Annotated in this window: 17 protein-coding genes; 8 read left to right on the top strand and 9 right to left on the bottom strand. The window is 63.4% G+C overall.

All coding sequences use genetic code 11. The annotated features are described in order from the left end of the window. The first annotated feature begins 634 nt into the window (after positions 1 to 634). The 3 genes from BUC04_RS17880 to BUC04_RS17870 all read left to right on the top strand — a co-directional run bounded on the left by BUC04_RS17880 (position 635) and on the right by BUC04_RS17870 (position 4,497). A complete protein-coding gene (locus BUC04_RS17880) occupies positions 635 to 1,924 on the top strand; it encodes an NCS2 family permease (RefSeq protein WP_067660533.1) in 1,290 nt (429 codons plus the stop codon). Between the two features lie 210 nt (positions 1,925 to 2,134). Then, positions 2,135 to 3,247 carry a glutamate 5-kinase gene (gene proB / locus BUC04_RS17875; RefSeq protein ID WP_067660535.1) on the top strand — a complete coding sequence of 371 codons (1,113 nt, stop codon included), beginning with the start codon at positions 2,135 to 2,137 and terminating at the stop codon, positions 3,245 to 3,247. Beyond that, the gene (locus BUC04_RS17870; protein ID WP_067660538.1) at positions 3,244 to 4,497 is read left to right on the top strand and encodes a glutamate-5-semialdehyde dehydrogenase; all 1,254 of its coding nucleotides are present in this window, start codon (positions 3,244 to 3,246) and stop codon (positions 4,495 to 4,497) included. Before proB ends, BUC04_RS17870 begins: the two co-directional genes overlap by 4 nt. 93 nt (positions 4,498 to 4,590) lie before the next feature. On the opposite strand, the gene BUC04_RS17865 is transcribed toward BUC04_RS17870, so the two are convergent. Next, complete coding sequence (locus BUC04_RS17865) at positions 4,591 to 6,138, bottom strand: methyl-accepting chemotaxis protein (RefSeq protein WP_067660540.1); 1,548 nt, start codon at positions 6,136 to 6,138, stop codon at positions 4,591 to 4,593. A gap of 191 nt (positions 6,139 to 6,329) precedes the next feature. Between BUC04_RS17865 and BUC04_RS17860 the strand changes: the two genes are divergently transcribed. Next, complete coding sequence (locus tag BUC04_RS17860; protein WP_067660541.1) at positions 6,330 to 6,995, top strand: hypothetical protein; 666 nt, start codon at positions 6,330 to 6,332, stop codon at positions 6,993 to 6,995. 52 nt (positions 6,996 to 7,047) lie between these two features. On the opposite strand, the gene BUC04_RS17855 is transcribed toward BUC04_RS17860, so the two are convergent. Next, the gene (locus tag BUC04_RS17855; RefSeq protein ID WP_067660543.1) at positions 7,048 to 7,932 is read right to left on the bottom strand and encodes a U32 family peptidase; all 885 of its coding nucleotides are present in this window, start codon (positions 7,930 to 7,932) and stop codon (positions 7,048 to 7,050) included. A 16-nt stretch (positions 7,933 to 7,948) separates the two neighbouring features. Beyond that, the gene (gene ubiU / locus BUC04_RS17850) at positions 7,949 to 8,944 is read right to left on the bottom strand and encodes a ubiquinone anaerobic biosynthesis protein UbiU (protein WP_067660544.1); all 996 of its coding nucleotides are present in this window, start codon (positions 8,942 to 8,944) and stop codon (positions 7,949 to 7,951) included. 130 nt (positions 8,945 to 9,074) lie between these two features. Between ubiU and ubiT the strand changes: the two genes are divergently transcribed. After that, the gene (ubiT, locus tag BUC04_RS17845) at positions 9,075 to 9,452 is read left to right on the top strand and encodes a ubiquinone anaerobic biosynthesis accessory factor UbiT (RefSeq protein WP_067660546.1); all 378 of its coding nucleotides are present in this window, start codon (positions 9,075 to 9,077) and stop codon (positions 9,450 to 9,452) included. On the opposite strand, the gene BUC04_RS17840 is transcribed toward ubiT, so the two are convergent. The 3 genes from BUC04_RS17840 to trhP all read right to left on the bottom strand — a co-directional run bounded on the left by BUC04_RS17840 (position 9,442) and on the right by trhP (position 12,458). Next, positions 9,442 to 10,743 (bottom strand): anaerobic C4-dicarboxylate transporter, encoded by a 1,302-nt coding sequence (locus tag BUC04_RS17840; RefSeq protein WP_067660549.1) that lies wholly within the window; start codon positions 10,741 to 10,743, stop codon positions 9,442 to 9,444. The two genes, ubiT and BUC04_RS17840, sit on opposite strands and share 11 nt — an antisense overlap. A gap of 106 nt (positions 10,744 to 10,849) precedes the next feature. After that, the gene (locus BUC04_RS17835) at positions 10,850 to 11,101 is read right to left on the bottom strand and encodes a YfhL family 4Fe-4S dicluster ferredoxin (protein WP_067660552.1); all 252 of its coding nucleotides are present in this window, start codon (positions 11,099 to 11,101) and stop codon (positions 10,850 to 10,852) included. A 4-nt stretch (positions 11,102 to 11,105) separates the two neighbouring features. After that, entirely contained in the window at positions 11,106 to 12,458 is a 1,353-nt protein-coding gene (gene trhP, locus BUC04_RS17830) for a prephenate-dependent tRNA uridine(34) hydroxylase TrhP (protein WP_067660555.1), read from the bottom strand. A 235-nt stretch (positions 12,459 to 12,693) separates the two neighbouring features. Between trhP and BUC04_RS17825 the strand changes: the two genes are divergently transcribed. Continuing rightward, the gene (locus BUC04_RS17825; protein ID WP_073326040.1) at positions 12,694 to 13,560 is read left to right on the top strand and encodes an HDOD domain-containing protein; all 867 of its coding nucleotides are present in this window, start codon (positions 12,694 to 12,696) and stop codon (positions 13,558 to 13,560) included. Positions 13,561 to 13,578: 18 nt separating this feature from the next. On the opposite strand, the gene queF is transcribed toward BUC04_RS17825, so the two are convergent. Further along, a complete protein-coding gene (gene queF, locus BUC04_RS17820; RefSeq protein WP_067660562.1) occupies positions 13,579 to 14,430 on the bottom strand; it encodes an NADPH-dependent 7-cyano-7-deazaguanine reductase QueF in 852 nt (283 codons plus the stop codon). Positions 14,431 to 14,486: 56 nt separating this feature from the next. Between queF and syd the strand changes: the two genes are divergently transcribed. Further along, positions 14,487 to 15,122 (top strand): SecY-interacting protein, encoded by a 636-nt coding sequence (syd, locus tag BUC04_RS17815; protein ID WP_073326038.1) that lies wholly within the window; start codon positions 14,487 to 14,489, stop codon positions 15,120 to 15,122. Between the two features lie 494 nt (positions 15,123 to 15,616). Continuing rightward, positions 15,617 to 17,932, top strand: coding sequence for an OmcA/MtrC family decaheme c-type cytochrome (locus BUC04_RS17810; protein ID WP_082766683.1), 2,316 nt, complete (start codon positions 15,617 to 15,619; stop codon positions 17,930 to 17,932). A gap of 68 nt (positions 17,933 to 18,000) precedes the next feature. Here the strand turns inward: BUC04_RS17810 and exaC are convergent, their stop codons facing one another. Together exaC and BUC04_RS17800 are read right to left on the bottom strand one after the other, a co-directional pair. Beyond that, positions 18,001 to 19,521, bottom strand: a complete 1,521-nt coding sequence (gene exaC, locus BUC04_RS17805; RefSeq protein ID WP_067660568.1) for an acetaldehyde dehydrogenase ExaC — start codon at positions 19,519 to 19,521, stop codon at positions 18,001 to 18,003. A gap of 77 nt (positions 19,522 to 19,598) precedes the next feature. After that, positions 19,599 to 20,381, bottom strand: coding sequence for a Zn-ribbon-containing protein (locus BUC04_RS17800; protein WP_067660571.1), 783 nt, complete (start codon positions 20,379 to 20,381; stop codon positions 19,599 to 19,601). Between the last annotated feature and the right edge of the window lie 41 nt (positions 20,382 to 20,422).

The following is a 20,422-nucleotide window of genomic DNA, read 5'->3' as shown; positions in this document are numbered from 1 at the left end:
AAGTAAATGACAAAACAGTGACGCCCGCTATCGCTTATGGGGTCATAATCACATTATCGGCGCCAAAACTGGGCTAGGGGTTGTAATAAAATTACCTTTTGGTAGATTAGTGACCGTCGGTTGGTCACTCCTTATCGACACTGTGCTTGTCAGGAAGACGCTGTTTCTCCAAGGAACTGAGTATCGATGACTCCATGGAACCGAGTTTGCGCCAGGGAACCGCACCTTCGGATTTTTGTCATCTTTCATACCCATGAGTTGGAGTAACTATGAAGTATCCGTTTTCCTACGATGTGACCCTCTACAACACCTGGTACTGCTCCAGCTGGACCAGTGGCGGGATGTTTGCCATGAAGGTCGCGTCGTAAATTGCGCTATCAACCTGTATTGGGGATCCACCATTAGACGACCGCTTGTCGCCTGGGTGCCCCGGGGAACATTTCTCTTCCTTACGCCGGCTTAATGCCGGCGTTTTTTTTGCCACTTTGCCAAGGGGATCGGCAAAACTGCTTCCACTTCTGGCTTCAATTGAGCAATTGCGTATAATACCGCCGCAAATTGCACGCCGGTTTCGGCAGTGCATCGAAACCCTCTGTATTTCAAAATCTAATTAGAACAATCGATAGGTCTCATTATGCTTGACAGGCTGTTTCAGCTCAGCGAGAACCGCTCCAGCGTGCGCCAGGAAGTGATTGCCGGTGCCACCACCTTCCTCACCATGGCGTACATCATCTTCGTCAACCCGGCGATGCTGGCGGATGCCGGCATGGATCACGGTGCCGTTTTTGTCGCCACCTGTGTGGCCGCCTTTGTCGGCTGCATGGTGATGGGCCTGGTGGCCAACTACCCCATTGCGCTGGCCCCGGGGATGGGACTCAACGCCTTCTTCACCTACACCGTGGTGCTGGATATGCAGCACAGCTGGGAAACCGCCCTGGGTGCGGTGTTCCTCTCCGGCGTGCTGTTTATGCTGCTGTCGGTGCTGCGGGTGCGGGAGTGGCTGATGAACGCCATTCCCATGTCCCTGCGGCTGGGGATCGCCGCCGGTATTGGCCTGTTCCTGGCGCTGATTGGCCTGAAGAACGCTGGCATCATCGTCGCTAACCAAGCCACCCTGGTGGGCCTGGGCGATGTCACCAGCTTCTCCTCAGTAATGGCGGCCCTGAGCTTCGTGCTGATCATCGCTTTGGTCAGCTTCGGCAGCCGTGGCGCCGTGATGCTCTCCATCCTGGTGGTGACCGGTCTGGGCCTGATCTTTGGCGACGTTCAGTACGCCGGCCTGGTCTCTGCACCGCCCTCCGTCGCCCCCACCTTCGCCGCTCTCGACATCATGGGCGCACTGGAGGTGAGCATGGTGGCGGTGGTGTTTGCCTTCCTGTTCGTTGACCTGTTCGACACCTCCGGCACCCTGGTAGCGGTGGCCCAACGGGGTGGCATGCTGGATGAGCAGGGCCGTCTGCCCCGCGCCAACAAGGCGATGCTGGCGGACTCTTCCGCCACCCTGGCCGGTGCCATGCTGGGCACCTCCACCACCACCAGCTACGTCGAAAGCACCGCCGGTGTTTCCGCCGGTGGCCGCACCGGCCTGACCGCCGTGGTGGTCGGTCTGCTGTTCCTGGCCTGTCTGTTCATCTCGCCGCTGGCGGGTATGGTGCCGGCCTACGCTACCACCGGCGCGCTGGTGTACGTGGCCATCCTGATGATGTCGGGCCTAATTCATGTGGAGTGGGACGACCTGACCGAGGCGGCGCCGGTGGTGATCACCGCCATCATGATGCCGCTGACCTTCTCCATCGCCCACGGCATCGCCATTGGCTTTATCACCTACGCCGCGGTCAAGCTGCTCAGCGGGCGTGCCAAGGAGATCAGCCCGGCGGTGGCGGTACTGGCCATCCTGTTTACGCTGAAGTTCGCTTACCTGTAAAGCTTAAGCACACCGCAGTAGCGACGCCGAGGGTCTCCCTCGGCGTTTTTTTTGCCTTTTTTATCCACTTGCCGGCCTGGGTAAGCGACTGCTCCCTATATCAATCTGGGTTGATCTGCCGATCCCGGGCCCCTTTGACGTGTTTTTACCTTGAGAAACACCGCTTGGATGGGGTTTACTGGAACAAATGACAGAAATGAGCAATATCCAATGGTAAGACAAGCCCCCAAGCGGGTGGTGGTGAAGCTGGGCACCAGTGTGCTCACCGGTGGCACCACCCGGCTGGACCGTGCCCATATGGTGGAGCTGGTGCGACAGATGGCCCGGCTGCACCAGGCCGGGGTGGAGATCGTGCTGGTCACCTCCGGCGCCATCGCCGCCGGTCGCGAACACCTGGGGTTTCCCGAGCTCAGTGACTCCCTGGCCAGTAAGCAGATGCTGGCGGCGGTGGGGCAGAGCCAGTTGATCCAGGCCTGGGAGCAGCTGTTCAACCTCTATGGCCTGCACGTGGGGCAGATCCTGCTGACCCGGGCCGATCTGGATGACCGCGAGCGCTACCTCAACGCCCGGGATACCCTGCAGGCGTTGCTGGATAACCGCATCATCCCGGTGATCAACGAGAACGACGCGGTGGCCATCGCCGAGATCAAGGTGGGGGACAACGACAACCTGTCCGCCCTGGCGGCACTGCTAGCCCAGGCTGACTTGTTGTTGCTGCTGACCGATCAGGAGGGGCTGTACGACGCCGATCCCCGCAAGCACCCTGATGCCAAGCTGATCCCTGAGGTAGCGCGGATCGACGATGCGCTGCGAGCGCTGGCCGGTGACAGCGGCACCAGCCTGGGCACCGGTGGCATGGCCACCAAGCTGCAGGCGGCGGATGTGGCGGTGCGCGCCGGGGTGGAGGTGGTGGTGGCCGCAGGCCGCCGCGACGGCGTGATTGAGCGTCTGTGCCGCGGTGAGGCGGTGGGAACCCGCTTCCTGCCCCAGCACTCGGCCCTGGACAGCCGCAAGCGTTGGATCCTGGCCGGCCCGCCGCCCAACGGCAGCCTGCAGCTGGATGCCGGCGCGGTCCGTGCCCTGTGTCAGCAGGGCTCCAGCCTGTTGGCCAAGGGGATCCTCAAGGTGGAGGGGCAGTTTTTACGCGGTGCCACCCTGGTATTGACCGATCCTGACGGCAAGCCGGTGGCCCGGGGCATCGCCCGCTACGGGGCAAGCGAGATTGAACAGATGCGCGGGATCCACTCCAGCGACATCGAAACCACCCTGGGCTTCAGCCATGGCCCGGCGGTGATCCACAGAAACGATTTGGTGGTGTTATGAGTCAAAACCCTCTTCTAGCCCTGGGCGAAGCCGCCCGGGAGGCCAGTTACCAGCTGCTGGGCCTCAGCGCCCCGCAGAAGCAGGCGCTGCTGAGTGCCATCAGCACTGCCCTGGGTCAGCACCAGGACGCTATCCTGGCGGCCAATGCCGAGGATATGGCCGCTGCGGAAGCAGCCGGGCTGCAGGGAGCAATGCTGGATCGCCTGCTGCTGACCCCGGAGCGCCTGGACGCCATCCGGGCCGACATCGACACGGTGATCGCCCTGCCGGATCCGGTTGGTGAGGCGATCGACAGCCGACTGCTGGACAACGGCCTGCGTCTGTCCCGCCGCCGTATCCCCCTGGGGGTACTGGGGGTGATCTACGAGGCACGCCCCAACGTCACCGTGGACGTTTCCGTGCTGGCGCTGAAGACCGGCAACGCCGCCATCCTGCGCGGCGGCAAGGAGACCCTGCGCTCCAACCGGGCGCTGCTGGCGGCGATCCACCAGGCGCTGGAGAGCCAGGGCCTGGCCAAGGGCGCGATCCAGCTGATCGACTCACCGGACCGTGCATTGGTAACGGCGCTGATGCAGATGGACAGCCACGTCGACATGCTGATCCCCCGCGGCGGCGCCGGTCTGCACCGCTTGTGCCGTGAGCAGGCACGGATCCCGGTGATCACTGGCGGTATCGGGGTATGTCACCTCTTTGTCGATCGCCATGCGGATCTGAGTCGGGTCAACGAGGTGGTGCTCAACGCCAAGGTACAGCGTCCCACCGTCTGCAACGCGCTGGAGACCCTGCTGGTGGATCAGGCCGTGGCGGAGCAGGTGCTGCCGGTGCTGGGTCAACAGCTGCGCGAGGCCGGGGTGGAGCTGCGTGCCTGTCCCCGTGCCCTGGTGTTGCTGCCGGAGGCGATCCCCGCCGGTGCCGATGACTTCGATCAGGAGTGGCTGGCCCTGGTGCTGGGGGTCAAGGTGGTGGACGACCTCGATGCAGCCATCGCCCATATTCGCCACCACTCCAGTGAGCACTCCGATGGCATCCTCACCGATGACATCGCCAGCGCCGAGCGCTTCCTCAACGCCATCAACTCGGCGGCGGTGTACGTCAATGCCAGCACCCGCTTCACCGACGGCAGCCAGTTTGGCCTGGGGGCCGAGGTGGCGGTGAGCACCCAGAAGCTGCATGCCCGTGGCCCGATGGGGCTGGAGGCACTGACCACCTACAAATGGGTGGGTCAGGGGGATTACACCGTTCGCGGTTAAGCGACTGGCTCTGAGACAACAACGCCGTGCAATTGCACGGCGTTTTTTTATCTCTGCTGGCTGGTATCAGCGTCAGATGGTCCGTTCGCTGCGCTAACGCTCGAAGGTGCGGTGCAGCTGCGACAGTCCGGCCACCTCGGATTGCACCGCCTGGCTCTGCTCTGCCACGCCCTCGCTGTGCTGTTGCAGGGTCTGGCTGACCCCTTCCAGTTGCACCAGGTGGCTGGCGATCTCCGCCGCCGCGGCGCTTTGCTGTTCGGTGGCCAGAGCGGTCTGGGCCACCCGCTGGGCACTGTCGCTGATCCCCTGCTGGGCCTGACTTAACACGCTGGCCGCGTGCTGGGCAGCCTCGGCGCACAGATCAGCGCGCTCTCGGTTCTGCTGCTGGGTTTCCACCCAGTGCTGCAGAGCCTGTTGCATCTGTTCAACACAGCTTTGGATCGCCAGGGTGGCCTGCTGGGTACGGCCGGACAGGGCACGTACCTCATCGGCCACCACGGCAAAGCCGCGGCCCTGCTCACCGGCGCGGGCGGCCTCGATGGCGGCATTGAGTGCCAGCAGGTTGGTTTGCTCGGCGATGGCGTCGATCTCCGCCATGGTGTCGGCCACCCGCTGGGTCTGCTGTTGCAGCTCCGTGGCGCCGTCGCTGGCACTGGCGCTGGCCTGGGCCACGGCAGCGATGCTGGCCTGGTTGGTCCGCACCTGTTGCTCCGCCTGCAGGCACTGCTGCGCTGCCTGGCTGATCTGCTCGCCGTTGTCGGTGGCCGCCCGGGCTACCTCGGTGATGCTGACGTTCAACTGCTCGGTGGCTGCGGCGATCTGATCCAGTCGTTGCCGCTGATCGGCCACCTGCTCGTTGCTCTGCTGCACCAGCCGATCCAACTGCTCGGCGGTGTGTTGCAGTCGGGTACCGCTGTCTTCGCTGCGTCCCAGCACCCCCTGCAATCGGGCCTCGGTCAGCGCTTGCTGGAAGCCATGCAGGCCGGTCAGGCCGGAGCCGCAATAGATACCACGACTGACGCTGTCACTCTGGGCCATCTGTTGTTTAAGCTGGCGCGGCAAAGACCACAGCTCATGACGAAACAGGGCGGCCAACAGAACCAGCAGTATCAGGCAGGGTAGGGCCGCGGTCACGCCCCCCTGCCACAGGCTCAGCGACAGCGTGGCCAGAGCCAAGGCGATGGCCACGGCCAGGCGCTGACCAGGAGACAGTTCCGGGGTGGGCTTTTTGCCCTGGCTGAGCTGGCGGTACTGCTGCTCCGCGCGCTGGATAAGCGCCGGGCTGGCCTTGCGCCGCACTGATTGGTAGCCCACCACCTGGCCCTGTTCGAAGATGGGGGTGACGTAGGCATCGACCCAGTAGAAGCGGCCATCCTTGGCGCGGTTCTTGACCACGCCGCGCCAGGGCTGGGCCCGTTTGAGGTGTTGCCACAGCTCGGCAAAGGCGGCGCTGGGCATGCTGCGGTGGCGCACCAGGTTGTGATTCTTGCCAATCAGTTCCGCTTCGCTGTAGCCGGAGATGCGGACAAAGTCGTCGTTGGCGTAGGTGAGGTAGCCACGGAGATCCGTGGTGGAGATCAGCTCGTCACTCTCACTGAGGAGGATCTGCTGGTGACGTCGGCTGGGTTGGCCGTGATCCATGTCGGGTGTTGCTCCTTGTTTTGCTGCCGGTCACAAAATACCATTAAATTTGTGCAATTACTTCAATGGTTTCGGCGGTGGATTCAGCCGTACTCGAGTTTGCGCCGGCTCCGATCCTGGGGAGAAAAAGCTGCGTTTCTGGTGGCGGAGGGATAGAGTATCCGGGTGTTATTTTGTGAGAGTGTCGAGTGATGACGAAAAGCGACGATCCCATCCTGGTTCGACTGGCGAACCGGGTTGGTGTGATCGGCCTGCTGATGCTGGTGGTTCCCTCCCTGTTGGCAGCCTGGGTCTACCAGGGGGATGCGGATGAATCGTTCAGCTTCCTGACCCACACCCTGTCGGAGTTGGGGCGTTACGACACCTCTACCCTGGCGGTGCTGGTCAATGGCGGCCTGTTCTTCGGGGGCCTGGCGCTGGTGCTCTGTTTCAGCTCCCAGGCCTGGATCCGTCGCGATGCACCGCTGACCGTTTCATTGCACATCTCCGGGGTCCTGCTGGCCCTTAGTGTGGCCGCCTGTGGACTGTTCCCGGTTAACGTGGGGCCGCTGCACAGCAAGGCGATGACCGCCTTCTACCTGATGACCCCGATCTGTGCGGTGATCTACTGCTTTGCCATCCTCACCGAGCTACCACCGCGCTGGGGGGTGTTGCCGGCCATGGCGGCGGCGGGCTGCGCCCTGCTGTTGCTGCTGGATCCGGAGCGCGACCTGATGCTGATGGACCGCTACGCCTTTGGCCAATTCGGCGCCGAACGCCCCGCCATCTGGTGGCCCGCCCTGACCGGCTGGCTGCTGTTGCTGTTTGTCGGGATCTGGCTGTTGTACGTGCTGGTGCTGGTACGCCGCCAGCAGTAGTCTCGCCTTGCTAGGTGCTAGGTGCTAGGTGCTAGGTGCTAGGTGCTAGGTGCTAGTCACCGAACAGGGCGACCTCGCCGGCCTGACGCTGCCAGAACTGGCGTGCACCCGCGACCGGTGGGGTAAATTCAGGCTGGCGCTGGGCCAGGGCCTCAGCCAAGGCCGGCAGCCAGGAGCCATCGCCTTCGGGGCCGAGATCCACCCGCAACCAATCCACTCCCAAAGCCTCTAGCCGGTCCAGCTGACCCAACAGGTCGATAGGCTGATGACCGTGCACCTGGGTGCCATTGAGCCGCAGGATCGCTTGCCCCTCCAGAGTTTCCACCGGCTGGGCTCCGTGGTGTTGGCACACCTTGTCGCAGCGCTGGCGATTGCGCCCGGCAGCGCGGGCGGTGCTGCAGCGGGCGGACACCGCCAGAGCGGGACTGCCGTAGCCCAGCAGCTCCAGCTCGAACTGGTCACGTAGCCCCCGCTGCTGACAGGCCTGCATCAGATCCGCCAGGGTTTCGGCGGCCATCTCCAGCGGCGGCTGGTAGCCGGTCATCCCCAGGCTCAGCATCCAGGCCAGGCTGTCCGGGTTGTACAGGTTCAGTCCGCTGCCGGCGACAAAGGGCAGGCCATGCTGGTGGGCCAGGGCCACCGCCGCCATGTCGTTGGCCTCAATGGCAAACTCCCCCTGCTGACACAGCCGCTCCAGCAGCGCCAACTCCCGCTCACTGGCCACCAGGTTGAGGCTGGTGAGGATCACCTCCTTGCCGCTGTCCCGCAGCGCCTGGGCCGCCTCCAGCAGGGTGCGGGGGGCGAGCCGGTCACGCAGGATACAGACGTTTTCCCCCAGGTAGACCCGCTGGGCCGGGCTCTCGGCCACGCGCTCCAGCCACTGGTGCTGCTGCTGACGGCTCATCGGCCACCAGTTGGGGGCCAGGCTCAGTTTCATATTCTGTCGCTCCATCTTACTGCCACCCCGCCAGGTAGGGGCCGGTGGTGAGGCTCTGCCCTTCCGATAGCTTGCGCAGCTGCTGCTGCCAGGCGGGATCCATTCGGTAGCTCTCCCCGTCACTGGCCAGGCGATCCAGTGCCTGGCGCCACACCTGGGTGATGGTGGCACTGTAATGGGGGCTGCGCTGGCGCCCCTCCAGCTTCAGTGCGGTGATCCCGGCGCGGGCCAGACGGGGCAGCAGCGGCAGGGTCGACAGTGAGCAGGGGGCGGAGATGGGGTGGGACTGCGAGCCCGCCACCTGATAGCGCCCTTTGCAGACCGTGGGGTAACCACCGGGGGCGCCGGCGGGCACCCGGTCCAGTAGCGCACCACCGAGGCGGATCTCCCGGCCTTGCTCGGTCTCCCGCCACTGCACCTGGGCCGCCGGTGAGCAGGCGCCACCGGAGTTGGGGGATTGGCCGCTGACCCAGGTAGAGAGCTGGCAGCGCCCCTCCGCCATGACACAGAGGCTGCCGGAGGCGAACACCTCCAGTTCGACCGGGCTGTCCGCTGCGATCCGCTCGATCTGTTCAATGTCCAGTACCCGGGGCAACACCGCCCGGGTGATACCAAAGGCCTGCTGATACAGGGCCAGGCTGGGTAGGTTGGCGGCGCTGGCCTGCACCGACAGATGACGCTCCAGCTTGGGGTGACGCTTGGCGGCGTATCCGAGCAAGCCGGGGTCCGCCATGATCACTGCGCTGACCCCCGCTTCCGCGGCGGCATCGACGGCGCGATGCCAGCGCTGCTCCTGACCCGGTTGGGGGAAGGTGTTGATGGCGACGTACAGCAGGCGACCGCGTTGACGGCACTGCTGAGCGGCCTGGGCCAGTTCGCTGGGGGTAAAATTGAGGCCGGCAAAGCGGCGGGCGTTGGTATCGTCTTTGAGGCCGACGTAAACGGCGTCGGCACCGGCATCGAGGGCGGCATTCAGGCCCGCCAGGTTGCCGACCGGGGCAAGCAGTTCCATGGGATCATTATCGTTGTTATGGGCGGCCCTACTCTAGCAGGGGGGATGAAGGCGTTTTTTGACGTGACGCAGATAAATCGACAGTTGAGTCGGATATTATCGGGGTTATGTCACTGAAATGGTCTGAGTTTTGAATATTTTTCCTCCGCTGGCGCCGGTCAAGGCGCTACTGCTGCCCCTGCTTCAACAGCATTTTGCCACCCCCGCCGAGCAGGGTGAGCTGGCGTTTTTGACCGATCGACGGGTCGAGCTGGCGGCCTTTGAGTTGCCCTGGCCCATCGAGCTGGGCTGGGATGGTCAGCGCTTTCAGCTCAGCTGGCCCAGTGGCAGTGCCGACGCCAAGCTCAGCGGCTCCCTCGGGGCCCTGGCCCAGGTGGGCCTGGGCAAAGCGGATCCCGATGCCCTGTTCTTCCAGCGCAAGCTGACCATGGAGGGGGACACCGAATTGGCGCTGGAGGTGAAGAGCCTGCTCAGTCGCTACCCGCTGCTGTCGCTGCTTAATCGATAAGCACCTCACCCCAGACAAAGCCCAGGGTGACCGCCACGGCGATCGCCGTCACCCCCACCAGCAGGAAGGGGTGATCGAACACGAAGCGGCCGATGCGGGTGGTGCCGGTGTCGTCCATCTCCACCGCCGCCAGCAGGGTGGGGTAGGTGGGCAGCACGAACAGGGCGCTGACCGCGGCAAAGGAGGCCACCAGGGTGACGGGATCCACCCCCAGGCTGACCGCCGCCGGCATCAGCGCAATGGTCGCCGCGGCCTGGGAGTAGAGCAGCATAGAGCTGAAAAACAGCGCCACCGATAGCAGGAAGGGCCAGGCCTGGACCAGATCACCGGCCAGCGCTTTGATCTCTTCGATATGGGCAGAGACAAAGCTGTCCCCCAGCCAGCCGACCCCCAGCACACAGATACAGGCGCTCATGCCGGACTTGAAGGTGGACTGATTGACGATCTGGCTGGCGTCGATGGCGCAGAAGGCGACGATGGCGGTGGCGGCAGTGAGCATCACCACCATGATGGCGTGATCCCGCCCCAGGGTGGGCTCGGTGATCAGTCCCACCGCCGGACTGGTGGCGGTGGCGTAGGCCACTACCGCCAGGATAGCCAACAGGAAGATCGCCACCGAACGCTTGGCCCCCTCGGGCAAGGCCTGGCTCTGCTGCTGACGCTGACCCACCAGCCCCTGGGCCAGGCGCTGCTGGTAGATGGGATCCTCAGCCAGCGGCACACCCTGGCGGTTGGCCACCAGCGCCGCCACCATGCAGGCAACAAAGGTGGTGGGGATGGTCACCATCAGCAGGGTCAGGTAGCTCACCCCCAACGGCTCCATCAGCCCGGACATCGCCACCACGGCGGCGGAGACCGGTGAAGCGGTGATGGCGATCTGCGAGGCGACCACTGCCACCGACAGCGGCCGGGAGGGACGGATCCCCTGCTCCTTGGCCACCTCGGTGATCACCGGCAGGGTAGAGAAGGCGGTGTGGCCGGTGCCCGCCATCAGGGTCATCAGGTAGGTCACCATGGGGGCGAGGAAGGTGATCTGTCGAGGATTACTGCGCAGCAGCCGTTCCGCCAGCATCACCAGGTACTGCATGCCACCGGCCAGCTGCATGGCGGCGATGGCGGCGATCACCGACATGATGATCAGGATCACCGCCACCGGGATATTGCCCGGCGGCACCCCCACCACGGCCAGCGCCAGCACCCCCATGCCACCGGCGTAGCCGATGCCGATGCTGCCCAGTCGCGCCCCCAGGTAGATCGCCAGCAGCACGATGGTCAGTTCCACTAAGGTCATGTAGGTCTCCCAGCTGGACAGAAAAACGGGAGCGCCGATGGGGCGCTCCCGTTAATAATATGCCCCGCAGGCCGCGGGGTCGGAGAATCTTAACCGGCTTGGGCGCTCAGGCCTTGCCGGTGAGGATCAGGAACTTGGCCATCAGGGTGTCGTCGTCCTCCAGGTGCTCCGGATCCTTCTCGATGCAGTCGATGGGGCAGACGCTGATGCAGGTAGGCTTGTCGTAGTGGCCGACACACTCGGTGCAGAGGTTGGGATCGATCTCGTAGATCTCCTCCCCCAGGGAGATGGCCGCATTGGGACACTCCGGCTCGCACATGTCGCAGTTGATGCAGGTGTCGAGGATCTTCAGCGCCATGGGTTCAGCCCTTTGCCTGCGGGTTGCGGGTGGTCTGGCCGTCGTCCAGGTTACGCATCAGGATGGCGTGGGACAGGTCCAGCTCTTCGGACAGCGGCAGGTACATGGTGTGGCCGTTGCCTGGCGCCACCTCGACCGACTCGCCCTTACGGTTCTCGATGTGGCCCAGCTGCAGGTTGAGGTTGCCCTGGGGGGTCATCAGCTCCACCTGGTTGCCCACCTCGAAGCGGTTCTTCACCAGCACCTCGGCCAGGCCCTGGGCGTTGCGCTCACCGGTGAACTCGCCAACAAACTGCTGCTTGTCGGAGACGGAGTAGCCGTAGTCGTAGTTCTGGTAGGCATCGTGGGTGTGGCGACGCAGGAAGCCCTCGGTGTAGCCGCGGTGGGCCAGGGACTCGAGCCCCGCCATCAGGCTAGGATCGAACGGGCGGCCAGCGGCGGCGTCGTCGATCGCCTTGCGGTACAGCTGAGCGGTTCGGGCGACGTAGTAGAAGCTCTTGGTGCGACCCTCGATCTTGAGCGAGTGGACCCCCATCTTGGCCAGACGATCCACGTGCTGGATGGCGCGCAGATCCTTGGAGTTCATGATGTAGGTGCCGTGCTCATCCTCAAACGCCGGCATGTACTCGCCAGGGCGATTGCCCTCCTGCAGCAGGAACACCTTGTCGGTGGGCTGGCCCTGACCCAGGGTCGGCTCGGCCGGTTGGATCGCCACCACATCGCCGCTGGCGTCCTCCTTGGCCTCATGGACATCGTACTTCCAGCGGCAGGCGTTGGTGCAGGTGCCCTGGTTGGGGTCGCGCTTGTTGATGTAGCCGGACAGCAGGCAGCGGCCGGAGTAGGCCATGCACAGGGCGCCGTGGACAAACACCTCCAGCTCCATCTCCGGGCACTGCATGCGGATCTCTTCGATCTCATCCAGTGACAGCTCGCGGGACAGGATCACCCGTTCAATGCCCTGGCTCTGCCAGAACTTAACGCTGGCCCAGTTGATGGCGTTGGCCTGTACCGACAGGTGGATGGCTTGCTCCGGCCAGCGCTCCTTCACCATCATGATCAGGCCCGGATCGGACATGATCAGGGCATCCGGGTTCATCTCCACCACCGGGGTCAGATCCTTGATAAAGGTCTTCAGCTTGGCGTTGTGGGGAGAGATGTTGGACACCACGTAGAGCTTCTTGCCCTGCTGGTGCGCTTCCTCAATGCCGGTGGCCAGGTTGGCCAGGTTGAAGTCGTTATTGCGGACCCGCAGGCTGTAGCGCGGCTGGCCGGCATACACGGCGTCGGCGCCATAGGCAAAGGCGTAACGCATGTTCTTCAGGGTTCCGGCGGGGGAGAGGAGTTCGGGCTTCAACATGGGGATCCTCAAGGACAAATCGTGCCATCGGCACATCTCATTAGCGGCGGGCAATTCTACTGCCGGCCAGACCCTGTTGCAAATGTAGACAGGTGTGACTGCGCTTCTGTTCCCCACTGGCAGCGGAAACTTACGGGTCGTTAACAACAGATTAACCAATCCACGGTCGCCCTGTGTAGGTAACAACCTGCTAAGCTGGCCCGATGGCCTTACCCAGGACGACGACGAGAACACCATGGCGACGGAACGCGCCCTGCTTTTGCAGCTGATTGAGAAGATCCAGAACAACACCTTGGTGCTGCCCACCCTGCCGGAAGTGGCGATGCGGGTGCGCCAGCAGTGTCAGGACCCCGATTGCCCGCTGGACCAGCTGGCCAACACCATCATGCAGGACCCTGCCCTGACCACCCGGTTGGTGGCGCTGGCCAACTCTGCCGCGTTCGGCGGCCGGGTCAAGGTGGATAGCCTGGCGCTGGCAGTTAAGCGGCTGGGCTTGAGTAAAACCCGGGAGCTGGCCTCTGCGGTGGCGATGCACCAGCTGTTTTACTCCGAGCAGGAGCGCACCTGGCGCTGGATGGAGAGCCTGTGGCAACAGAGCGTTGAGGTGGCCAGTTGCGCCCTGGCGGTGCTGGCCTGCCTGCACGACCAGGGGCTGCAGCGCCACCTCAACAGCGATACCCTGCTGCTGGCCTGCCTGGTCCACAACATCGGTGCGCTGCCGCTGCTGGACCAGTGGGAGCGCTGCCCCGCGCTGTTGCCGGATGAGCAGCACCTGAGCCGGGCGATCCAACTGCTGGGGCCGCAGCTGGGCAAAACGGTACTGGAGAACTGGGACTTTCCCGAGGCGCTGGTGGAGGTGGCCCGCCATGGCCGCGACAGCGCCTACCAGACGCCGGAGGTCAGCTACCTGGACCTGGTGCGATTGGCGGCGGTCTACAGTCGCCTCTGGCCGACCTCTGAGCCGCTCACCTCTCAGCTGGAGCTGTTCCAGCGCAAGGGGGTACTGCCCAGCCTGGACCTGTTTGGCATGGACACCTACTTCCTCACCTACAACAGTGTCCGGGCCAGCCTGGCGCCCCAGCCCGAGGAGGCGGTGGCCTGAGCTGGCCCAGCTTTTGACTCACTGGCGAGCCAGTCGGTCGTTGTCGGGTACCGGCTCGAAGTCAGAACGGAACGGGTTGATGTCGAGCCCGCCGCGGCGGGTGTAACGGGCGTAGACCGTCAGGGCCTCGCACTGGCAGTAGCGCTTCAGGTCCATAAAGATCCGTTCGACGCATTGCTCGTGAAACTCGTTGTGCTGGCGAAAGCTGATCAGGTAGCGCAGCAGGGCCTCGCGGTCGATCTGGGCGCCCCGGTAACGGATCTGAACACTGCCCCAGTCCGGCTGGGAGGTGATCAGGCAGTTGGACTTGAGCAGATCGGAACGCAGAGTCTCCTCCACCACAGGCCCGGTGGCCGCCCCCTCCAATAAGCCTGGATTGAAGTCGAAGTTGTCCACCTCGATGTCCAGCTCGTCGATGCATTCCCCCTCCAGCTCCACCACCGGCTGCTGGCGAAACGTCTTGGGCAGCACCAGGACAACTTCCACATGGCCATCGGCACAGGCGGACAGGTCTCGCTGCAGCATCTGGGTCAGCGCCTCGACCGATTCGACCCGGGTCTGGTTAAAGCTGTTGAGATAGAGCTTGAAGGACTTGGACTCCACCAGGTTGCGGCTGCTGGCGGGCAGGGCAAACTGGGCGATCGCCACCTGGGGCTTGCCCTTGGCGTTGAGCCAGGACAGCTCGTAGCCGGTCCAGAGATCGGCGCCATCAAAGGGCAGGGCCTCGGTCAGCTCGATGGCATCGCGGTTGAGGCTGCGGGGCACCGCTTGCAGCAGGCTGGGGTCGTACTGGTCGACGTACTGGGTGGCCTGGCCCAGGGTCAGGCCAGAGAGGGCGTCGGCGCCCTGGTAAGGATCATGATGTGACATAATGGCTTCAAGTCGTGGCACAATATCCCGCTATTTTACCTCATTCGAGTACCCCCATGTCGCAATCTCCCCTGACGCCCTTTATCGAACGCTATCAAACCGCCTGGCAGCAGAGCCTGGGTCATGGCCCAGTGTGCGACAAGAGTGAGGCCGGACCCGCGCTGGATCATCGCGATGAGCAGGGCCTGGCCCATTGGCATGCGGTGCCGCAGCCCCGCCCGGCCAGCTTCGATAATATTGCCGAGGCGCTGGAGCTGAGCCTGCACCCGGCGCTGACCGAGTTCTACAGTCACTACTACGCCGGTCCGCTGCTGTTTGATGCGGCCTTCGGCGAAGGGGAACTGCTGCAGGTGTGGAACCGGGCGGATCTGGACTTCCTGCAGGAGAACCTGATTGGCCACCTGATGATGAAGCGCAAGCTGAAACAGGCACCGACCCTGTTTATCGGCCTGGTGGGCGACGGCGACAGCATGCTGGTGTTGGATAACGGCGATGGCAGTGTCTGGCTGGAGGTGCCGGGTCAGCCGCCCCAACAGAAGCTGGCGGACAGCATCGATGAGCTGGTGAGCCAGCTAAGCCCCCGGGTGGTGATGCCGGAGCCGGTGCCGGATACCCCCGCGCCCAGCCAGCAAGGTTTGCTCCGGCGATTCAAGACCATGTGGGGCCATCTGCGCGGTCGTCGCCAGGGCTGAACTCAACGCACGAAAGAGAAAACAGGGAGGCCGATGGCCTCCCTGTTTTGTGTGCCGCCACCGGCGGGATCTCGCCAGCGACACCGGGTGACTCCAGATTGTATAAATCCGCTGGTGGTTTGATTTGGATCAGGGGGCGGGGCGGGAGAAAATTCTACCTTTCTAATGGGATGTCGGTTCGAATCGCGCTTAAGGGAGGGCAAGGCTAGGGTGGACCCACTATGGGTTACCGGTGCATTGGGTTGTCCCGATTGACGTGCACCAGGGCCGTGGTCCCGCCCTCTTGCCTGCTTTCTCCAATCCTCAATACCGCGCCGAATCGACCGCCCTGCTCGAAGATGGACTCTTCATTGGATGTCATTGTCATGCCGCCAGTTTCTTTTCGCTGTGCTGCGCGATGACAGGACGGCTGTCAGCTTAAGTTGCTGCGCTGGAGAGTGTGTCTTGTCGAGTTGTTGTTGTGAGCTCGGACTCGAATAACGACAAGGAGCAAGATGATGAAAGGTTGGAGCTACGTTTGGTTGGTGCTATTGGGGCTGGGGTTAGGCCTTGGCGGTTGTTCGGACGGCGATGATGGCCAGGATGGTGCCCCTGGGCCAGAGGGCCCCCCGGGTGAGTCGGGTTGGCCACCCTATCCCATAGTGCAAAGCGTGTCCCAGGCCAGTGACCTGGTTCTGGTGGTCGATCCGTCCGCCACCGTGATCAGTGGCGATCAGCCCTTCCAGATCCGCTTTACCGCCCAGGGCCGCAGCCCGGCTGGCGCCGAGCAGGCGTTCCACGGCCTGAGTAAGGTAGCGGTTTATGTTAGTCACCAGGCCCCGGCAGAGAACAACGAAGCGCAGTCCATCTGGGTTAACCATGCCATGGCCAACGGAGCCGGATTCTCCATGTACTGTACCCCCAGTGGCATCACCACCGACCGGGGCGGCAACGAGGTCCAGGCTTGTACACTGGTGGAAGACCCCGAGGCCCCCGGTACCTACACCGGCACCTGGGAGCATGAAGGCAATGCCCCGGTGGTGATGGACAGCGACCCGAACGCGCTGCACCGCATCATGGTGCGCAGTTACGACGTAGTGGATCACAATGGCATGCCGATCCCCGACAAGCTGCTCTCCACCGTGCAGGATTACATCCCGGCCAGCGGTGATGCCGCCGACAGCGTCAAGGACATCGTCTCCAACCAGGCCTGTGCCCGCTGCCACGGCACCCTGAACGGCTTTGCCGAGGACGACATCCGGCTGGCCGCCATCGATGCCCACCACAACTATCAGCAGGTCGAGAACTGCATTGCCTGTCACAACCGGGCCCTGGCCCTGGGGGATGCTGACAACGGCAGTGGTGAGGATCCCAAGGGCTTTAACCCGGACTTCGCCCCAATGGTGCACCGCCTCCATGCCGGACACCATCTGGCCGATGCGCTGGTGGGCGATGCCAAGGCGGAGTTTAGCCACATCGGTTATCCCGCCCGTGGCACCGAATGCGTGCTGTGTCACGACAATGGGGATGGTTGGCAGGTTGCATCGGTGCAGGCCTGTGAAAGCTGCCATATCAACTTCACCAGCGACGACAGCCTGGTCCTGAATCACGATGGCGTGACCGACGATGCCTGTGTGAACTGCCATGGCAGCGGCAACCTGTCGCCCGCCAACGCCCACCGAGTCGGTGATACCGAGCTGGCCAAGGCGGTGTTGACCATGTCTGTGGCATCCTTTGAACGGGATGCCGTCAGCGGTGACATGACCGCGGTGTTTGATGTGATGGTCAATGGCGCAGCGGTCGCCGACGGCTTCGATTTAACCCCGTACCACGCCGGTAAGGGCGTGTTACCTGAGATCACCATTACCGCGGTTAACGCGAATGGCTTTGCCGACTATGGCCGCCATAAGGCGTTCCACCTGGATAATATGACCGCCGTGGGCGGCCAACTGACCTCGGTGCTGGCGGCGGCGGATGCGATGGTGTTTGCTGATGGTGATACCGTGGTCTTTGCGCCGCACTTTGCGGTTTGTACCCAGGGCGGCGAGCTGGTAGCCAGCGATCCGGCCTTGGAGGTGGGGCCTCGTCAGCCAATCTGTGTCGACGGCGGCATTCAGTCGCCGGTGGCCATCTTTGAATACGCCGTAGTGGGCGGTGGCGCTGAGCCGGTGATGTTGCAAACCGACACCCCGGAGCGGATGAGCGTCGATGTGGCCAAGTGCAACAGCTGTCACGATGACTTGACCCTGGTGAAGAAGGCCTACGGCAATAGCGAACTGGCCCAATGCAGCCAGTGCCATAACAGCAGCAATGCCGGCTCCTACCATGCCGGGGTCAATCTGTTCGTGACCAATACCAGTGGTGACGTGGAGATGGAGCAGGTCCCGAACCAGTACTTCAACCGTGACCTGATGACGGTATCGCACCGCTTCCACTCCGGTGCCTGGGACCTGGATGATCCCCATGCGGTGTTTATCCTCGACAACGAGCTGACCGGCTATCCGCAGCAGCTGAACCATTGTGCCGCCTGCCACAAGGACGATCTCAGCCTGTTCGCCGAGGACGGAGGCCTGCGCTCCGCCAAACGCCAGGTTCAGGTAGAGTATCCGCCCTTCAGTGGCAACCTGTACCAGGTATCTCCGGTGACCGAAGCCTGCCGAAGCTGCCATGTGCACAATACGCCCACCGCGTTGAGCCACTTCAGCAACAACGGTGCCGTGTTGGCCGAGGATATGAGCACTGCGGTCGCCGGTGTCGAGTCTTGCGGCGTGTGCCATGCAGAGGGCAAAACCTTTGGCATTGATGCGATGCATGCCGGCAGTGCCCACTGAGCCTGACCGACCATAACAAAAGGAGGCCGATGGCCTCCTTTTTTTGCTTCGAGCACGGCTTGATCTGACTAGAAGAAGCCCAGCGGGTTGGGATCGTAACTGATCAGCAGGTTCTTGGTCTGCTGGTAGTTGCCCAGCGCCTTAAGATGGGTCTCCCGTCCCATGCCCGACTTCTTGTAGCCACCGAAGGCGGCGTGTGCCGGGTAGAGGTGGTAGCAGTTGATCCAGACTCGCCCGGCCTGGATCCCGCGGCCCATGCGGTAGGCACGGTTCTGATCCCGGGTCCAGACCCCGGCACCGAGGCCGTAGCTGGTGTCGTTGGCGATGGCCAGGGCCTCGGCCTCATCCTTGAAGGTGGTGATCCCCAGGGTCGGGCCGAAGATCTCCTCCTGGAACACCCGCATCGAGTTCTCCCCTTTGAGCAGGGTCGGTTGCACATAGAAGCCACCGGCCAGCTCCGCGCTCATGGCGGCGGCGTCGCCACCGAGCAGGCATTCCGCGCCCTCGTTACGGGCCACCTCCATGTAGGACATGATCTTGTCAAACTGCTCCTGGGAGGCCTGGGCGCCGATCTGGGTGTCGGTGTCCAGCGGGTTGCCCTGTTTGATGTGCTCGGCCCGGGCCAGTACCCGCTCAATAAACTGCGGGTAGATCGACTCCTGCACCAGCGCCCGGGAGGGGCAGGTACAGACCTCACCCTGGTTGAAGAAGCCCAGCAGTAACCCCTCCAGGCACTTGTCGAAGAAGGCGTCGTCCTGATCGAGCACATCCTCGAAGTAGATGTTGGGGGATTTGCCGCCCAGCTCGAGAGTCACCGGGATCAGCGAGTCGGCGCCGCAGCGCATGATGTGCTGTCCCACCGCGGTGGAGCCGGTGAAGGCCAGCTTGGCGATGCGGTCCGAGGAGGCCAGCGCCTCGCCGGCCTCCTCCCCCATGCCGTTGACCACGTTGACCACCCCGGGGGGGATCAGATCGCCGATCAGCTCCAGCAGGATAAGGATGGAGACCGGGGTCTGCTCGGCGGGCTTGAGCACCACCGAACAGCCGGCGGCCAGCGCCGGGGCCAGTTTCCAGGCCGCCATCAGCAGTGGGAAGTTCCAGGGGATGATCTGACCCACCACGCCGATTGGCTCATGGAAGTGGTAGGCGGCAGTGTAGGCGTCCAGCTCGCCGATGCTGCCCTCCTGAGCCCGGATCGCGCCGGCAAAATAGCGGTAGTGATCAACACAGAGGGGGATATCAGCGTTGAGGGTCTCGCGGATCGCCTTGCCGTTCTCCCAGGTCTCGACATAGGCAAGCATCTCAAGATTCTGTTCGATCCGATCGGCGATCTTCAGCAGCATGTTGGCCCGCTCGGCCGGGGCGGTCTGGCCCCAGCTGGCTTGGGCAGCATGGGCGGCATCCAGTGCCAGGGCGATATCGGCGCCGTCGGAACGAGGGATGGCGCAGATCACCGAGCCATCGACCGGAGAGGGGTTATCGAAATAGCGACCATTGACCGGGGCGACCCACTCGCCGCCGATGTAGTTCTGGTATTGGGGTTTGAACTGGAACGGGGCACCCTCGGTGCCCGGCTTGGCGTAGATCATGGAAGAGTCCTCCTTGATTTGGACTCTCTCAGTCTGTGCCTAATTTTTCACCACGCTTATTCGACCTTAGCCGTAGATCAGCCCTGCTGCAGATCCCAGGACAGGTTGGAGACGATGCGGCAATCATCGCACTTGAAATAGAACAGGTCATGCAGCGGGGTTTCCAGCGCCCAGTCCGGGTTGCCACAACGGGGGCAGGGGCGGGCCATCTCCTGTTCGATGGATTCGCCCCCCACCCGGTACAGGTAGTAGTAGGTGGGCACCTGGGTCAGGTACTCCAGCCGGCCACGCAGATCCCAGCCGCGCCGGAACAGGGTGCTGGTAACACTGCCGATCTCCTCCAGCGCGGCGAACTCCACCGCGCCGCTGCCGGCCATCTGCAGCTCATCGCAGGCCTGCCATTCGGTTTGCCATTTGACCAAAGCCTTGTGATCGCCGTTGAAGCTGGCGGGCAGCAGGTAGAGCGGCACCGGCATCATCGAGTCGCCATCGCGCAGTGGGGAGCTGGAGTGGACATAGGTGGTGTAGAGGATCTGCCACTGCTGTGGCGGCTGCTCGGCACAGTGGTCGGCGTTGATGTCCCGGCCCAGCACCTTGACCCGGGGCTGCAGCAGCTTGGCCTCGGCCAAATTCTCTAATGCCCGTTGAGCCCAGGGGGAGTGGTAGCGGCTGTGCAGGCTGTCCTCGCCTGGGCACATCACCCGCAGGCGAAACTCCGCCTCGTTCTGTACCAGGGGAAACTCCCGCCCCAGCACCTGGCCATTATAGCGCCACGCCTCCATCAAGCCGTTAATGGCCCGCTCCACGGCGGTCAGGGTGGTGTCGGCAAAGCAGTCAAAGCGGATCTCAACCAGGTACATAGCGGCTCAATGGATAGCGGGGACAAAAAGGGGCGACAGTA

Origin of the sequence: Ferrimonas marina (assembly GCF_900129905.1) — a bacterium.
In the GTDB taxonomy this organism is placed as follows: domain Bacteria; phylum Pseudomonadota; class Gammaproteobacteria; order Enterobacterales; family Shewanellaceae; genus Ferrimonas; species Ferrimonas marina.
Note: the sequence above shows the minus strand (reverse complement) of the source record. Positions and strands in the feature narration are given on the sequence as shown.

Coding starts and splice junctions, on each gene's coding strand:
- BUC04_RS17840 (WP_067660549.1), bottom strand. CDS start 10,743: ATGACCTTAGTGGAACTGACCATCGTGCTGCTGGCGATCTACCTGGGG.
- BUC04_RS17880 (WP_067660533.1), top strand. CDS start 635: ATGCTTGACAGGCTGTTTCAGCTCAGCGAGAACCGCTCCAGCGTGCGC.
- syd (WP_073326038.1), top strand. CDS start 14,487: ATGTCGCAATCTCCCCTGACGCCCTTTATCGAACGCTATCAAACCGCC.
- proB (WP_067660535.1), top strand. CDS start 2,135: ATGGTAAGACAAGCCCCCAAGCGGGTGGTGGTGAAGCTGGGCACCAGT.
- BUC04_RS17865 (WP_067660540.1), bottom strand. CDS start 6,138: ATGGATCACGGCCAACCCAGCCGACGTCACCAGCAGATCCTCCTCAGT.
- BUC04_RS17835 (WP_067660552.1), bottom strand. CDS start 11,101: ATGGCGCTGAAGATCCTCGACACCTGCATCAACTGCGACATGTGCGAG.
- BUC04_RS17870 (WP_067660538.1), top strand. CDS start 3,244: ATGAGTCAAAACCCTCTTCTAGCCCTGGGCGAAGCCGCCCGGGAGGCC.
- BUC04_RS17855 (WP_067660543.1), bottom strand. CDS start 7,932: ATGAAACTGAGCCTGGCCCCCAACTGGTGGCCGATGAGCCGTCAGCAG.
- BUC04_RS17860 (WP_067660541.1), top strand. CDS start 6,330: ATGACGAAAAGCGACGATCCCATCCTGGTTCGACTGGCGAACCGGGTT.
- BUC04_RS17810 (WP_082766683.1), top strand. CDS start 15,617: ATGATGAAAGGTTGGAGCTACGTTTGGTTGGTGCTATTGGGGCTGGGG.
- trhP (WP_067660555.1), bottom strand. CDS start 12,458: ATGTTGAAGCCCGAACTCCTCTCCCCCGCCGGAACCCTGAAGAACATG.
- BUC04_RS17800 (WP_067660571.1), bottom strand. CDS start 20,381: ATGTACCTGGTTGAGATCCGCTTTGACTGCTTTGCCGACACCACCCTG.
- ubiU (WP_067660544.1), bottom strand. CDS start 8,944: ATGGAACTGCTTGCCCCGGTCGGCAACCTGGCGGGCCTGAATGCCGCC.
- exaC (WP_067660568.1), bottom strand. CDS start 19,521: ATGATCTACGCCAAGCCGGGCACCGAGGGTGCCCCGTTCCAGTTCAAA.
- BUC04_RS17825 (WP_073326040.1), top strand. CDS start 12,694: ATGGCGACGGAACGCGCCCTGCTTTTGCAGCTGATTGAGAAGATCCAG.
- queF (WP_067660562.1), bottom strand. CDS start 14,430: ATGTCACATCATGATCCTTACCAGGGCGCCGACGCCCTCTCTGGCCTG.